Genomic DNA, 15216 nt, shown 5'->3' on the forward strand with positions numbered 1-15216 from the left:
AAAAACGGGGAAATACGCTCAAGAGGCGCATCATAGCATAGGAAGGCGGGATGACCGGTGTATGCGTGACGATAAAGTTGTGTAAAAAATCATATCGTAGCGCAACCATCTGCGTCGAATTGGCGTGACACTCGCGATGCGATGGTAGGCGCTACCGGAATAGGGCGTGAGGGCAAGAGGGGGAGAGAATCCGGCAAATTACCAACCGCTCAAGGCAATAAAGGTCTGCCAAAATAGCGTCACCACCAGCAGAGCGCAGAGCGGCAGGCTAAACAGCAGGCGCCCAGATAACCAGCGGTTTAATAAGATACCGATCAATACCGATACCGGTAATAACGCCAAGAAAAAGGGCCACGTATAGAGCAGGAAAAGCAGGGTGTTGGTGCCATACACCGCAAACGGCAAGGCAAACGCCAACCAATAGAAGAGAAAGCCCGCCACCCCGCCACTCAAGGCGTAGGAGGGCTCGTCATAGTCGGCGCGACTCAGTTCATCGACTGGCCTGTTGGTGGCGTTCATCAGCATACCCGAATCCTGCGGCAGCAAAGTCTTTAGTCGAGTGGCCAGATGCGGCCACTCAGTCACACGCCAGGCTGTATCAGCCTGGCACGGGACGCCCGATGCCAGCCCTTACGGCTATCACGCCAGCATGTGGCATTGATGATAACCGTGGCGGTAAAAACGTCTAACATTTGCGCGTTCGAATTTGTTACCAATTGTTGGTCACCACGCCCTAGAGTAACGCGTGTCGATAATGTGCGTCGGAGCGCGCTGCGCGCCTAGCACGAGTCTGAATTTAGGCCGTAACAATTGTTTCCTCCCCGTGTGCGGGAGATAATAGCGTCAGATGACTCTCCCTGCCCCTGGGCGACGCTCCCGCGGCAGATACAAAGGATGCCCGACTGATGTTTTCCCGTTGCTCACACTCCCTTTCCCTGGCCGCTCTCTGCCTGGGAGCGCTGCTCTGCGCGCCGGCCATGGCACAAACGCATCAGCCTATCGGCAAGATCGCCGAGCAGGAGGTACGTCATATTGCGACCTATTTCCCTGGGCGTATGGCGGGGAGTCCCGCCGAACTCATGATGGCCGATTATGTCAATCAACGCTTTCGCCAAATGGGTTACGACAGCAACCTGCGCGATTTTAAGACCCGCTACCACTACCGCGACAGCAACGGCAAGAGCAGTTGGCATAACGTCACCGCCACCTCGGTGATCGCCGCCAAAACGGGACGCAGCGATAAACAGATCCTGATCGTCGCCCACCTGGACACCTTCACGCCGCAGAGTGACGATGACGTCAACCGTAACCTGGGTGGGCTGACGCTACAAGGGGTCGATGACAACGCCTCCGGTGTCGGCGTGATGCTGGAGCTGGCCGAACGCCTACGTACGGTGAAGACCGATGCCAGCATTCGCTTCCTGGCACTCAGCGCCCAAGAGCTGGGGGGGAAAGGCATCGAAAACTACCTCGCGCGTATGAGCCCGGAGCAGAAGAAAAATACCCTGCTAGTCATTGGATTAGACTCATTGATTAGCGGCGATCGGCTATGTGTCAGCAGCAGTAGCCAACCCTTTGCCGAACAGAGCCGCGCTCGACTGCTCAAAGTGGCGAAACGTGTAGGGGTCAGCCTCTGCCATACCAATGGCAGTACGCTCAGCCAGCCGAACAGCCAAAATGAAGGCTTGGCGCTGTTCTCTCAAGCCGGGCTGCCGCTGCTACTGCTTTCCGCCATCGACACTCAACATCCGGCGCGCCAGACCCGGCACGATCGCCTGTTCAGCCAGGGGATCAGTTGGCACCAACCGCAATATGACAGCATGAGCTACCTGGATCGGCATTTGCCGGGGCGGATCCGCGCCCGCACTCGGGAGGGCGTCAAGATCCTATTGCCGTTGCTGGAACAATTGGCCGACTGATCATCCCCATCGATTGTCGAGAAACCGCAAACTGTGTCGCTTTGCGTAAAGGGGGATTGCATTGGCGTAAAGCATCCCTACATTATGATCCAAAAGGCGCGGCAGAGGTCCGTGCCCAATTCTAGGCGCAGTGTCGAGGCAGATTATGCAAACTGAAGAACAACGTATCATTGAAGGTCTTTTTTCCCGTCTGCAACAGGCCGAAGCGGGTAGCGGCCCGCGCGATGTCGAGGCGGAACGCCTGATCCAGGCGTGCTTGACCAAGCAGCCTGCCGCGCCCTACTACATGGCGCAAGCCATGCTGATCCAAGAGGCGGCGCTCAAGCGCCTGAATCAACAGGTCGAGCAGTTGCAGCAACAAGTTAACCAATTGCAAAGTCAACCGCGCAGTAGTGGCGGTTTCCTGTCCGGTCTGTTCGGTGGCGGGCAGAGTGCTCCGCAGAACAGTGCCCCCACCGCGACGCGCAGCAACTTAGGCAGCCAACCGATCCCCGGCGCCGCTAACTACGGGCAACCAGGCTACGGGCAACCGGCACCGGGCTATGCCCAACCCGCCCAACCTGCGGCACCCTCACGCGCGGGGAGCTTCCTCGGGGGCGCCTTGCAGACCGCCGCCGGCGTTGCTGGCGGGATGGTGATGGCTAACATGCTGACCGGTCTGTTCCATCAGAGCCGACCCGAAGAGATCGTCAACATCATCGATGAGACGCCAGCCGCCGATAATACCAATAACGGTGATAACACGGACCAGGCCAATAACGCCCCGGACGAGAGCCAAAATAATAACCAGGATAATGGCCAGAACGACGCCGACTGGCAGAATGCCGATTGGCGCCAGGATAACAACGGCGGCTTCGGGCAAGACGATGGCTTCGCCGATCAGCAAGATGGTAGCTTCTTTGGTGGCGGGGACGACGACGACTCCTCGTTCTTCTAATGCCATGGTGCAGCACACTCAGAGAGAAGGGGTCCCCCCTCTCTCTCCCCCCGTCACTCACAGCGAATCTCCCACCGCCAGTCCCCCATCACTTATCACTTATCACTTATCACTTATCACTTATCACTTATCACTTATCACTTATCACCAATGTAACAAAATGTAACTTGAAATAGATTCGTCCAGATGATATCTCACCTCACACTAGCATAATAAGTAAAGAAGAAGGCTCTTTGCATGAGGATATATGGTATCTACTCCATTTTCATCGCCATGATATTTTTATTTAAGACGCCATGATAAGAAGTAAAAATCTCATCAATCATTCAAATCCGCATTAGCTATGATCATATCCAGCAAATAAGCGAAGCGATAAAAATAAATAAAAACGAGAGAATAAAAATACAATATAAGTCAGCATCGCGACAAATAAAACACAATAAAATCAATAAATAAAAATCAATATCTAGATCTAACCCACAACACTAAAAGATATAAAAATCATATTTTATTTATATTTAAAATCGATTATCAGATTAATTATTAAAAATAATCAATTTACTCATGACGAAGTCAGGAAAAATCACATCGTGTAATAAGTTTATAGTGAGCAATCGTGCCATTTTTAGTGTCGTGCGATTATTCTGCCCTTGGTTACGACCCGTTTCATTATAAACCTTCCCCATAATAATTGATTATGTATATCAAGGATATGATATGAAATATAAATACCTTGCAGTGGTTATTCCCGCCCTGTTGGCGATGGGTAGCGTGAACGCGGCAGAGATGTATAACAAGGATGGCAATAAACTGGAGCTATATGGTCAGGTCAATACCCGCTTCTTCTTCGCCAACGCGAAAGATGACAAGGGGAATGACACCTACGCCCGTATCGGCTTCCTCGGCGAGACCCAGATTAGCGAAAACCTGTCCGGTTATGGTCAATGGGAATTTCAGGCCAATGCCAGCAGCATCGAGGGAGACCAGGGAGGGAAGACCCGTATCGCCTTCGCCGGCTTTAAGCTCAACAACGTCGGCAGCCTGGATTATGGGCGCAACTTCGGCGTGGTCTACGATGTCGAGGCCTATACCGATATGATGCCGATCTTCGGCGGCGACAGCTACACCTTCAATGACAACTTTATGAACGGTCGTGCCAACAACCTGGTGACCTACCGTAACAGCGACTTCTTCGGTCTGGTCGAAGGGTTAAACTTTGCCCTGCAATACCAAGGGAAAAATGAAGGTTCAGGGAAAATTAAGAAAGAAAATCCTGAGACCGGCGTGACCGAAACCATCGAGGTAAGCCCGCAAACCGGCACCCAAAACCGTAAAGAGGCCAGCGCCAATAAAGATAACGGCGACGGCGTCGGCTTATCCGTCAGCTACGACAGCGAGTTCGGGGTATCGCTGGCCGCGGCCTACAGCGGATCGGATCGCAGCTTCTACCAGTCGAGCGGCGCCAGCGGCGCGAATGGTGAGCGGGCAGAGGTCTGGACGCTCGGGGTCAAGTATGATGCTAATTCGCTCTACCTGGCCGCCATGTATGCCGAGACGCACAACATGACACCTTGGGGAGAGGACTATAAGCAGACCGCCAATAAGACGCAAAACTTCGAGGTGGTCGCCCAGTATCAGTTCGACTTTGGACTGCGCCCCTCCATCGGTTACCTCTACTCACGCGGCATCGATCTGCAGACGGCAGACGACCGCGTTACCGACGGCGACCTGGTCAACTATGTCGATATCGGTGCCGAGTATAATCTGAACAAGAATATGGTGACCTATATCGACTACAAGATAAACCTGCTGGATGACAGCGAGTTCACGCGAACCAATGGCGTCCCTACCGACAACATCCTCGGTCTGGGCCTGAAGTACCGCTTCTGATCCGGTATGCCATCAAAAAGGGCCTCCCATCGGAGGCCCTTTCTAGTATGTCGCACGGCGGCTCAATTGCTGCCGAACATCTCCTTGATCCAGCTAGCCACGCCGTCACCACTCTGTGCCGGCGCGCTACCCGAGGCCGGTGTCGCCGGCGCACGGCACAACGCCTGCGGATCGTCGCTCCAGACCGGAATGGTCTGTGCGCTGCCGCACTGGAAGTTACCGGCGGCATCGATACCCACCATGCTAATCCCTTGCGGCGGCACCAGATCCAGCGCCAGCGGTGTCTGGTTCTCCAGATAGCGGCGATACAGCGTCAAGGCGCCACTGGCCCCGGTCAACTTGGAGGGGCCATTATTGTCGCGCCCAACCCAGGTGATCGCTACCTCTTTGCCATCGATACCAGCGAACCAGCTATCACGCAGATCGTTCGTGGTCCCAGTCTTGGCCGCCAGATGATAACGGCCAAACTTACCCGCCAGCGAGCGCGAAGTCCCACTCACCACCCCTTGCTGCATCGCGTACAGCGTCAGGTAGGCGGCCTGCGGCGCCACCACGCTCTGCGCCTGTGGCAGACTCTGGTACAGCACCGTGCCATCCTCGGCGATGACCGAGCGCAGCGCCGACAGGGTCGCCCGATTACCGCCGGCGGCGATGGTCTGATAAGCCTGCGCCACCTCCATCGGGGTCAGGTTAATGGCCCCCAACAGCATCGCCGGGACCGGATCGATAACCGCCTTCGGTACCCCCAACAGCTGCCAGGTCGCACTGATCTTATCCAGTCCCAAAGCCATCCCCAGGTTCACCGTCGGCACGTTGAGGGATTGCGCTAACGCCGACATCAACATCACCTGGCCACGATACTGGCGATCGTAGTTCTTCGGCTCCCAATAGGTGCCGTTGGAGAGTTTGATCGACAGCGGCTGATCCTGTAACGGCGTATTGAGACGATACTGGTCCGGCTCACCCAACGCCGTCAGATAGGTTGGCGGCTTCGCCAGCGAGCCGATCAAGCGGCGGGCATCCATCGCGCGGTTAAAGCCAGCGAACTGCGTCTGGGCACCGCCCACCATGGCGCGTACCTCGCCGCTGAAGCGGTCGACCACCACCATCGCCGCCTCCAGATCATCCAGATGCCGCGCGGCGCGTAGCGCTGGAATACCGGCCTCGACCGCCTTCTCTGCCGCATCCTGCGACACCGGATCGAGGGTGGTAAAGATCTTCACGCCGGAGAGATCCTGTACCTTGTCGCCCAGCTTGGCCTGCAACTCCTGACGCACCAACTGCATAAAGGCCGGTTGCGGCGAGATCACCCCGCCCTTCGGCTGTACGCCGAGCGGGCGAGCGCTGAGCATGTTGTACAGATCCTGATCGATGATCTTCTGCTCCAGCAACAGATGCAGCACCACATTGCGTCGCTCTAACGCCAGCTTGGGATTACGCCACGGGTTATACAGCGAGGCACCTTTAACCATGCCAACCAACAACGCCTGCTGATCCAGGCTCAACTCCTCCACCGGACGACCAAAGTAGTAGAGACTCGCCAGCGGGAAGCCGCGGATCTGATCGTTGCCGCTCTGGCCGAGATAGACCTCGTTGAGGTATAGCTCGAGGATGCGATCCTTGCTGTAGCGATAGTCGAGGATCAACGCCATATAGGCCTCGTTCGCCTTACGCCACAAGGAGCGCTCGTTGCTCAGGAACAGGTTCTTGACCAACTGTTGCGTCAGCGTGCTGCCCCCCTGCACCGTGCGCCCGGCGGTCAGGTTAGCCAACAACGCACGGCCAATGGAGTAGAGGCTGATACCGTCGTGCTGGTAGAAATGACGATCCTCTGTCGCCAGCAGGGTATCGACCAACAGCGTCGGGAAACCATCGCGCGGCACGAACAGACGCTGCTCGCCGTTGGGCGATTGCAGCATGGTGATCAGCCGAGGGTCGAGACGGAAGAAACCAAACTGGCGTTTATTCTCCAGGTTGATAATTTCGCTCAAGCCACTGGCGTCAAACAGCAGGCGAGCATGGATCTGCCCCTCCTTACCATCGGGGAAGTCGAAAGGACGGCGCAACATGTCGATGCTGTTGCCCGCCACGGTGAACTCGCCGGGACGCGTGATGCGGTTAACCTCTCGGTACTGCATACCTTCCAGCAGGTTGACCATCTCTTTCTTGCTGTAGTTCATCCCCGGTTCGAGGCTCACCATCCGGCCATACACCGCCGCCGGCAGCTGCCAGACCTTACCGTCGATACGGCTACGGATCTGCTGATCGAGATAGACGCCGTAGGCGCCGATTACCACCAGTGCCACCAGCGCCAAGCGGAATAGTAGCCACAACACGCGGCGTCGGCGTGAACGTTTTAGCTGTTTGCGCGCCACATTATCCTCGTCATCGTCATACTCATCGTTATCGCGCTCATCGAGCGCCTCATCATCCTCATCATAGTCATCCTCCTGGTAACGGCGGCGACGGCGAGAGGGCTCCTTGCGCGGCGGCAAGGGAGCTCGTTTTTTTCCTTTACGCCCGATTGGCTGGCGATCGTCCCCAGACATATCCTGTTTCTCCGGCTGTGCTATGGCGTAAACCGCCTAATGTGCGCGCATCTCCCCCGCCGATGACAGGGGAAAGCTCTGAATTTAATGCCGTTTGGTACGCCTCGTTGGCTGTGCGTTGGCCGGATCATCCGGCCAGACGTGCTTGGGATAGCGCCCCTTCATCTCTTTCTGTACTTCACGATAGGCGCCTTGCCAGAATCCCGCCAGATCGCGGGTGATCTGCAAGGGGCGCTGCGCGGGTGACAGCAACTCCAATACCAAGGCCACCCGCCCCTGGGCGATGCGCGGACTCTCGCGTTCGCCGAACATCTCCTGCAGGCGCACCGCCAACACCGGCGGCTTATCGCTAAAGTAGCGGATCGCCAGGCGCGATCCAGTCGGCACAGTGTAATGAGTCGGCAGCTCACTATCCAGCCGCTGACGCGTGTTCCAGTCGAGTAGGCGCAGCAGCGCCGCCGCCAGATCGATCTGGCGTAAGGCGCGCAGATCCCGCACTCCGTGTAGCGACGGGAGCAACCACTGCTCCAGCGACGCCAACAGACTGTCGTCATCCACCGCTGGCCAATTCTGCTCCGCTAACCATTGCCGGGCACAACTCAGGCGTAGACGCAGCTGTGTCGCCGCCTCGTCCCAACCTAGCGCCGCGATCCCCTGTGCGCGGACCCACTCCAACAGCGCCTGCGCCAGCGTCACCTCATCGGGGCGCGCTAATGGCTGAGCACGCAACACCAGGCGTCCCAGTTGGACGCGGCGCCAGGCACGCAGCGTGCCCTTAGCCTCGTCCCATTCGACCCCGGTCTCCTCGCTGACCAACTGGGGCAATTGGCGCGCCAACTGGTCGATATCGCAGGGCAACGCCAGTAGAATACGCGCCTCGCCACCGGCCGCCCCCTGCAACAGGCTGGCGGCGATCACGCCCGGCATGCGCCCTAAGGGATCATCCGCCTCCAACGCCGCCCCCAGACCATTCGCTAACAGATAGCGTCCATCCTGGCCGCGGGCCGCGGCAATACGATCGGGGTAAGCATGCGCCAGCCACAACGCCGCCGCATCAAGATCCGCCGCCGCCGTTCGTCCACCGAGACGCTTCACCAACTGAGCCGCGCGCTGACGCCAGTGCGGTAATGGGTGGTACAGCGCCTGACGGAGATCACGACTCCCCTGACGCGGTGGTTCTTCGATGACCGCCGCCAATAAGGCGGCACAGGCCAATGCCGCATCGCCGGCCTCCCGCGCGGCGCACAGCATCGCCGCCAGGCGTGGTTCGCTACCGGCGCGCGCCATCTCCCGCCCCAAGGGACTCAATGCGCCCTGGGCGTCTAAGGCGCCCAACTGTTGGAGCAGACGTTGCGCCGCCCCCACTGCCGCGCTTGGCGGCGTATCCAACCAGGCGAGCTGCCCGGCATCGCGGCATCCCCAATTGAGCAGATCCAGCCATAGCATGCTGAGATCGCTACGCAAGATCTCCGCCTGCGCGTAGTCGCTGGCTCGCTCCGCCTGCTCCGCCGACACCAGGTGCCAACAGATCCCCGCGCACAGACGTCCGGCGCGCCCGGCGCGCTGGGTCATCGCCGCCTGACTGGCCCGTTGGGTGACCAGGCGCGTCAAGCCACTGCGTACGTCAAACTGACTGGTGCGCTCCAAGGTGCTGTCGACCACCAGACGGATACCATCGATGGTCAGACTGGTCTCAGCGATATTGGTCGCCAGCACGATCTTACGCCGCCCCTCGGGGGCGGGATCGATGGCGCGCTGCTGCTCGGCCAGCGATAGGGCGCCATACAGCGGACAGATATCGGTATCCGCCGCCACGCTCTCCTGCAACAATGCCGCACAACGACGGATCTCGCCGACGCCGGGCAAAAATAGGAGTAACGAGCCGGACTCACGGTTCATCAGGCTTAACACTGCGTTCGCCGCGGCCTGCTCGATACGCTCATGGGGCGAGACGGGATGATAATGACGCGTCACCGGGTAACTGCGCCCGGCGGAGACGATCGTCGGTGCAGCAGGCAACAGCGTACGCAGACGGGCGTCATCGAGGGTCGCCGACATGATCAGCAGGCGGAGATCGTCGCGTAGTCCGGCCTGTACATCGAGCAATAAGGCCAAGGCCAGATCCGCCTGCAGGCTGCGCTCATGGAACTCGTCCAGGATCACCAGCGCCACCCCGTCCAGCATCGCATCACGCTGCAGCATGCGGGTCAACACGCCTTCCGTCACCACCTCCAGGCGGGTGTTCGGCCCTACGCGATTCTCGCCACGCATACGGTAACCGACCGTCTCGCCCAGCGGCTCACCCAGCTGCTGCGCCAGACGATGCGCCACACTGCGCGCGGCCAATCGCCGTGGCTCCAACATGATGATGCGTCCGTCCAGCGCCGGATGGCGCAATAGCTGCAATGGCAGCCAGGTAGATTTACCCGCCCCGGTCGGGGCGTTAAGCAGCACCTGAGGAGCCGATTGCAAGGCGGCGAGTAACTCGGGCAAGACGGCTGCGACGGGTAATAAGGACACGCGGAACTCCACTCTCTTCTGGGGGAGTGAGGCAAATGGCGTGCTCACCACCTGGCGACGCCCCCTCACACCTATTAACAATTACTGCCGCGCATTGTAGCATCGGGCGATGCCGTTAACGGGAAACCATCATGTCGCAACGCCTTTTTTTCGCCCTCGCCCTGCCGGCGACGCTACAGCAATCGCTCATCCAATGGCGTGCCCAGCACTTTCCAACCGAGGCAGGGCGACCGATCGCCGCCGCTAACCTGCACCTCACCCTGGCCTTTCTCGGCGACGTCGGACCGGCGCAACAGCGGCAACTCATCGCCGGAGCCGAACGTATTCGCCAGGCCCCCTTTAGCCTAACGCTGGATGATGCCGGACAGTGGCCGCGTGCTGGCGTGGTATGGCTCGGGTTACGCCGAGCTCCGCGTGGATTAATTCAATTGGCCGAACTGCTGCGCTCGCAAGCGGCACGCTGCGGCTGCCAACAAAGCACCTTACCCTTTCACCCGCACATTACCCTGCTGCGCCACGCCTACCAGCCGGTCGCCATTCCTCCGGCTAATTTCCATTGGCAGGTTGAGATCACACAGTTTGCCCTCTTCCGCTCACAGCGCATTCAGGGACGGACCCACTATCAATCACTGGCCAGTTGGCCCCTACTACGCCACACCGCCGCAGAATAACCGACAGGAAGCCTTATGCAGTTCACCGCGCCCCTACAATCCGCCACCCTGCTCAAACGTTACAAACGTTTCCTGGCCGATGTACGTCGCCCCGACGGCCAGATCTTCACGCTACACTGCGCCAATACCGGCGCCATGACGGGCTGCGCCACGCCGGGCGACACGGTGTGGTACTCCACGTCGGATAATCCACGGCGTAAGTATCCCTCGACCTGGGAGCTGACCGAGAGCCAGACGGGGGCGTGGATCTGTGTCAATACCCAACGCGCCAACGCCTTAGTTCACGAGGCGATCGCCCAGCAACGCATCGTGGAATTGTCCGGTTACACAAAAATACGCAGCGAGGTGCGTTACGGTACAGAAAATAGCCGCATCGACTTGTTATTACAGGCGGAGGAGCGCCCCGACTGCTATATTGAGGTGAAGTCGGTCACCCTGCTGCAACAGGGGTGCGGATACTTTCCCGACGCGGTCAGTACCCGTGGGCAGAAGCATCTGCGCGAGTTGCAGCAACAGGTGCAGAGTGGTGCACGCGCGGTGCTGTTTTTCGCCGTGCTGCACAGCGGCATCGAGCGTGTACGGGCGGCCCGCCACATCGATGCTCACTATGCGCAATTATTGGCCCAAGCAAGCGATCTCGGGGTAGAAGTGATCTGTTACACGGCACGGATAACGCCGGGCGGCATCACCTTGACGCAGCCGCTACCGTTCGAGTCGTAAGGGGGCTATCGAACGGAGAATCGCGCTGAAAAGGGGGAAACGCGGCTAAATACGCCGCCCTTCACACCCTTGTCAAGCCGTAGGCAGGAATAATTGCCAACCTCTACCGCATCTGTTATTTATAGCGGCCTGATTTTTTCCCCCATTTGGGGATCGCTAATGCGTGTTATTAGGAGAAGCAGCATGCAAGAAGGGCAAAACCGTAAACCGTCGTCCTTGAGCATTCTCGCCATTGCTGGGGTGGAGCCGTATCAAGAAAAACCGGGCGAAGAGTACATGAACGAAGCCCAGTTGGCGCACTTCAAGCGAATTCTTGAGGCATGGCGTAACCAGCTCAGGGACGAAGTGGATCGTACCGTATCCCATATGCAGGAAGAGGCTGCCAACTTCCCGGATCCCGCCGACCGCGCGACCCAGGAAGAGGAGTTTAGCCTGGAACTGCGTAACCGCGATCGCGAGCGTAAGCTGATCAAAAAAATCGAGAAGACACTGCAGAAAATCGAAGATGACGACTTCGGTTTCTGTGAATCCTGTGGCGTCGAGATCGGTATCCGCCGCCTAGAAGCGCGTCCGACCGCCGATCTGTGCATCGACTGTAAGACGCTGGCCGAAATTCGCGAAAAACAGATGGCGGGCTAACCCCGCCGAAACACCATCAGCCGGTGTTTTATCCTGGCGCTCCGCTGGCTAATCACCGATTGGCTGGCGGAGTGCGCATTGACGATCCGGGAGTTTTTCCGGCGCGTATGCCGTTGCAAAAAATGTCATATTCTCAATCTATTCAGCCAGGCTATGTAGGCCGCTTCGCGCCTTCTCCCTCTGGCGATCTGCACTTTGGTTCCCTGATTGCCGCTCTCGGTAGCTACCTGCGCGCTCGCGCCTGTGGTGGCCGTTGGCTGGTTCGCATCGAAGACATCGATCCCCCCCGCGAAGTCCCCGGCGCCGCCGGACGCATCCTACGCACCTTGGAGCACTATGGCCTCCATTGGGATGGCGAGGTGTTGTATCAGTCACAGCGCCATGAGGCTTACCGCGCCATCCTCGCGCGTCTGCATCAGCAAGGCCTGGCCTACTACTGCACCTGTACCCGCCAACGCATTCACGCGTTGGGCGGCGTCTATGACGGCCACTGTCGCACGCGAGGCCTCGGGCCACAGCAGGCAGCGTTACGCCTGCACCAGACCCAACCGGTCTACCGCTTCTACGACCAACTGCGTGGCTGGATCGATGCCGACGCGGCGTTGGCTCGCGAGGACTTCATCATCCACCGCAAGGATGGGTTGTTCGCCTATAACTTGGCGGTGGTGGTGGATGACCACCAGCAAGGCGTCAACGAGATCGTGCGGGGTGCCGATCTGATCGAGCCGACGGTGCGCCAGATCGCCTTGTATCGCCAGTTAGGCTGGAAAGAGCCGGCCTACCTGCATCTACCATTGGCGCTCAACAACCAGGGGAATAAGCTCTCCAAGCAGAATCATGCTCAACCGATCCCGTTGGATGATCCCCGTCCGTTGCTGTTGCAGGCCCTGGCCTTCCTCGGCCAACCGCATCCGATGGCGCTGCGCGATGTGTCCACCGAGGCGCTATTAGCTCATGCCGTCGCGGCCTGGCGCCTGGAAAATGTGCCGCTGAATGCCACAATGCCGACAACGATTCCGTCTGCACCATTCTCAAATTCCCCTCCGTGAGCTATGATTAGCCGCTTATTTTTCTGCATATCATGCCCCATCGCCTGCGGGATGCCCGGAATGGGCCTGTCGGCCCGTGTAGCTACACGACCACCCGAGCGATGACGGAGCGATTTACCAGACACTATCGAGGTGTACCATTTTTACCCGAGTCGCCAACTTTTGCCGTAGAGTGTTAAACCGCGAGGCGGACAGCGCACCGGAGCAGGAATCTTCCCATCTGAGCGTGATCCCGCGCGATCAACACACGATCTCACGCCAGCAGATCAGCGAAAATGCGCTGAAGGTTCTGTATCGCCTGAATAAATCAGGCTTCGACGCCTACTTGGTCGGCGGCGGTGTACGCGATCTCCTGTTGGGCAAGCGCCCGAAAGATTTCGACGTGACCACCAACGCCACTCCGGAACAAGTGCGTAAGTTATTCCGCAATTGTCGCCTGGTCGGACGCCGCTTTCGTCTGGCCCACGTCATGTTCGGCCCGGAGATCATCGAAGTGGCCACCTTCCGGGGTCATCACGAACACGCCGATGAGGGCAAGAATATCTCCCAGCAGGGTAAGAACGGCATGCTGCTGCGCGATAACGTCTACGGCAACATCGAAGAAGACGCTCAACGCCGCGACTTCACCATTAACAGCCTGTACTACAGCGTGGCCGACTTCACGGTACGTGACTATACCGGCGGCCTCAACGATCTGCGGGCCGGCCTGATCCGCCTGATCGGCGATCCCGAGACGCGTTACCGCGAGGATCCGGTACGCATGCTGCGCGCGGTGCGTTTTGCCGCCAAGCTACGGATGGATATCAGCCCAGAGACCGCCGCGCCGATCGCCCGCCTGGCGCCGCTGCTGCGCGACATCCCGGCGGCTCGCCTGTTCGAGGAGGCGCTGAAACTGTTGCAAGCGGGCTATGGCTATGAGACCTATCTCAAGCTGCGTGAATACCAGCTGTTCCAACCGCTGTTTCCGGTGATCTGCCGCCACTTTACCCCCAACGGCGACAGCCCGATGGAGAACATCCTGGCGCAGGTGCTGAAGAATACCGATCACCGCCTCCAGAACGATATGCGCGTCAATCCGGCGTTCCTGTTCGCCGCCATGCTGTGGTATCCGCTGATCGAGTTGGCGCAGAAGATCACCCAGGAGGGCGGGTTGACCTATCACGATGCCTTCGCCCTGGCGATGAACGACATTCTGGACGAGCAATGCCGTTCCCTGGCGATCCCCAAACGCATCACCGCGCTGATCCGCGATATCTGGACCTTACAACTGCGCCTATCACGCCGTCAGGGCAAGCGGGCCCACAAGTTGTTGGAGCAACCCAAGTTTCGCGCCGCCTACGATCTGTTGGCGCTGCGCGCCGAAGCCGAGCGGAGCGCCGAGCTGCAACGTCTGGCCGAGTGGTGGGGCTCCTTCCAACTCGCCAGCGCCTCGCAGCAGAAGGCCATGGTCAACACGCTGGATGATGAGGGTGACAGCAATGCCGGCGCCCGTCGTCGTCGTCGACCACGTCGTCGCGCGCCTCGCCGCGAGGGAAGCGGCGCATGACCCGCGTCTATCTGGCATTGGGCAGCAATCTGGCCGATCCGCGTCACCAGGTGCGTCAGGCCGTTCAGGCACTGGCGGCGCTGCCAGACTGCCAGTTCGTGGCGGTCTCCTCGCTGTATCGCACCCGCCCGCTCGGGCCGCAGGATCAGCCGGATTATGTCAATGCCGCCGTCGCGCTGGATACCACGCTGACGGCGGAGGCACTGCTGGATTGCACTCAACGCATCGAGCTCGCGCATGGTCGCGAGCGTAAGGCCGAACGTTGGGGGCCGCGTACCCTGGATATCGACATCATGCTGTTCGGTAATCAGGTGATCGCCAGCGAACGGCTGATCGTGCCGCACTATGACCTGTTGAATCGCAGCTTCATGCTGGTCCCGTTGGCCGAGATCGCCCCCGACCTCTGTCTCCCCACGGGAGGGACACTGCGTGCGGCCATCGCGCGTCTCGCTGATGCCGGAGATCTCCAGGTGTTGCCCGCCCAGGATGATGCCACGCCAGCGACCTGATCCCTCGGCCCGCCGCCTGACGGCGCGGGCTATGCCCACGCTCTTCCCGACGCGCCCCCCTCCTCGGCTCCGCTCTCGACGCCAAAACAAAACACGATGTGATGTATTTGCTTGATCTCATCTCCACCGCAATCGTTTTTCTTGCAGTAGAATACGCCAGCAGGGTGTCCGTCTGCGACGGAGCCGTACACCATGGCGAACGCTGCCGGATGCGATGACAGCGTAGCGCCCAACTTTATTTGCCCGGTCATTGGCCGGTCGACAATG

General features: G+C 59.1%; 12 protein-coding genes. 9 read left to right on the forward strand and 3 right to left on the reverse strand.

What is annotated here, in order from left to right:
* Nucleotides 1-198: 198 nt before the first annotated feature.
* Nucleotides 199-522, reverse strand: a complete 324-nt coding sequence (locus DCL27_RS13090; RefSeq protein WP_370547562.1) for a DUF3561 family protein — start codon at nucleotides 520-522, stop codon at nucleotides 199-201.
* A 383-nt stretch (nucleotides 523-905) separates the two neighbouring features.
* On the opposite strand from DCL27_RS13090, the gene DCL27_RS13095 reads away from it, so the two are divergent.
* The 3 genes from DCL27_RS13095 (at nucleotide 906) to DCL27_RS13105 (ending at nucleotide 4746) form a co-directional block, all read left to right on the forward strand.
* Nucleotides 906-1919: an aminopeptidase gene (locus tag DCL27_RS13095; RefSeq protein WP_005294910.1), complete on the forward strand. Its 1014-nt coding sequence runs from the start codon at nucleotides 906-908 to the stop codon at nucleotides 1917-1919.
* A gap of 145 nt (nucleotides 1920-2064) precedes the next feature.
* On the forward strand, nucleotides 2065-2856 hold the full coding sequence (locus DCL27_RS13100) for a DUF2076 domain-containing protein (RefSeq protein WP_005282824.1): 792 nt from the start codon (nucleotides 2065-2067) through the stop codon (nucleotides 2854-2856).
* A 717-nt stretch (nucleotides 2857-3573) separates the two neighbouring features.
* Nucleotides 3574-4746 carry a porin gene (locus tag DCL27_RS13105; RefSeq protein ID WP_005294907.1) on the forward strand — a complete coding sequence of 391 codons (1173 nt, stop codon included), beginning with the start codon at nucleotides 3574-3576 and terminating at the stop codon, nucleotides 4744-4746.
* 62 nt (nucleotides 4747-4808) lie between these two features.
* On the opposite strand, the gene mrcB is transcribed toward DCL27_RS13105, so the two are convergent.
* On the reverse strand, nucleotides 4809-7295 hold the full coding sequence (gene mrcB, locus DCL27_RS13110) for a bifunctional glycosyl transferase/transpeptidase (RefSeq protein ID WP_005282816.1): 2487 nt from the start codon (nucleotides 7293-7295) through the stop codon (nucleotides 4809-4811).
* A gap of 84 nt (nucleotides 7296-7379) precedes the next feature.
* On the reverse strand, nucleotides 7380-9815 hold the full coding sequence (gene hrpB / locus DCL27_RS13115) for an ATP-dependent helicase HrpB (RefSeq protein ID WP_035597843.1): 2436 nt from the start codon (nucleotides 9813-9815) through the stop codon (nucleotides 7380-7382).
* A gap of 131 nt (nucleotides 9816-9946) precedes the next feature.
* On the opposite strand from hrpB, the gene thpR reads away from it, so the two are divergent.
* From thpR to folK, 6 genes are all read left to right on the forward strand, one after another.
* The gene (gene thpR, locus DCL27_RS13120; RefSeq protein ID WP_035597841.1) at nucleotides 9947-10486 is read left to right on the forward strand and encodes an RNA 2',3'-cyclic phosphodiesterase; all 540 of its coding nucleotides are present in this window, start codon (nucleotides 9947-9949) and stop codon (nucleotides 10484-10486) included.
* A gap of 15 nt (nucleotides 10487-10501) precedes the next feature.
* On the forward strand, nucleotides 10502-11206 hold the full coding sequence (gene sfsA / locus DCL27_RS13125) for a DNA/RNA nuclease SfsA (RefSeq protein ID WP_035597838.1): 705 nt from the start codon (nucleotides 10502-10504) through the stop codon (nucleotides 11204-11206).
* A gap of 183 nt (nucleotides 11207-11389) precedes the next feature.
* Nucleotides 11390-11845 (forward strand): RNA polymerase-binding protein DksA, encoded by a 456-nt coding sequence (dksA, locus tag DCL27_RS13130; RefSeq protein WP_005282810.1) that lies wholly within the window; start codon nucleotides 11390-11392, stop codon nucleotides 11843-11845.
* Between the two features lie 122 nt (nucleotides 11846-11967).
* The gene (gene gluQRS / locus DCL27_RS13135) at nucleotides 11968-12894 is read left to right on the forward strand and encodes a tRNA glutamyl-Q(34) synthetase GluQRS (RefSeq protein ID WP_035597849.1); all 927 of its coding nucleotides are present in this window, start codon (nucleotides 11968-11970) and stop codon (nucleotides 12892-12894) included.
* Between the two features lie 139 nt (nucleotides 12895-13033).
* The gene (pcnB, locus tag DCL27_RS13140; protein ID WP_206536023.1) at nucleotides 13034-14440 is read left to right on the forward strand and encodes a polynucleotide adenylyltransferase PcnB; all 1407 of its coding nucleotides are present in this window, start codon (nucleotides 13034-13036) and stop codon (nucleotides 14438-14440) included.
* The gene (gene folK / locus DCL27_RS13145) at nucleotides 14437-14949 is read left to right on the forward strand and encodes a 2-amino-4-hydroxy-6-hydroxymethyldihydropteridine diphosphokinase (protein ID WP_005282807.1); all 513 of its coding nucleotides are present in this window, start codon (nucleotides 14437-14439) and stop codon (nucleotides 14947-14949) included. The genes pcnB and folK overlap by 4 nt, the downstream gene beginning before the upstream one ends.
* The last annotated feature ends 267 nt before the right edge of the window (nucleotides 14950-15216 follow it).

Origin of the sequence: Edwardsiella tarda ATCC 15947 = NBRC 105688, assembly GCF_003113495.2 — a bacterium.
GTDB lineage: Bacteria > Pseudomonadota > Gammaproteobacteria > Enterobacterales > Enterobacteriaceae > Edwardsiella > Edwardsiella tarda.

Coding starts and splice junctions, on each gene's coding strand:
- DCL27_RS13100 (WP_005282824.1), top strand. CDS start 2,065: ATGCAAACTGAAGAACAACGTATCATTGAAGGTCTTTTTTCCCGTCTG.
- DCL27_RS13095 (WP_005294910.1), top strand. CDS start 906: ATGTTTTCCCGTTGCTCACACTCCCTTTCCCTGGCCGCTCTCTGCCTG.
- sfsA (WP_035597838.1), top strand. CDS start 10,502: ATGCAGTTCACCGCGCCCCTACAATCCGCCACCCTGCTCAAACGTTAC.
- folK (WP_005282807.1), top strand. CDS start 14,437: ATGACCCGCGTCTATCTGGCATTGGGCAGCAATCTGGCCGATCCGCGT.
- mrcB (WP_005282816.1), bottom strand. CDS start 7,295: ATGTCTGGGGACGATCGCCAGCCAATCGGGCGTAAAGGAAAAAAACGA.
- gluQRS (WP_035597849.1), top strand. CDS start 11,968: ATGTCATATTCTCAATCTATTCAGCCAGGCTATGTAGGCCGCTTCGCG.
- DCL27_RS13105 (WP_005294907.1), top strand. CDS start 3,574: ATGAAATATAAATACCTTGCAGTGGTTATTCCCGCCCTGTTGGCGATG.
- dksA (WP_005282810.1), top strand. CDS start 11,390: ATGCAAGAAGGGCAAAACCGTAAACCGTCGTCCTTGAGCATTCTCGCC.
- thpR (WP_035597841.1), top strand. CDS start 9,947: ATGTCGCAACGCCTTTTTTTCGCCCTCGCCCTGCCGGCGACGCTACAG.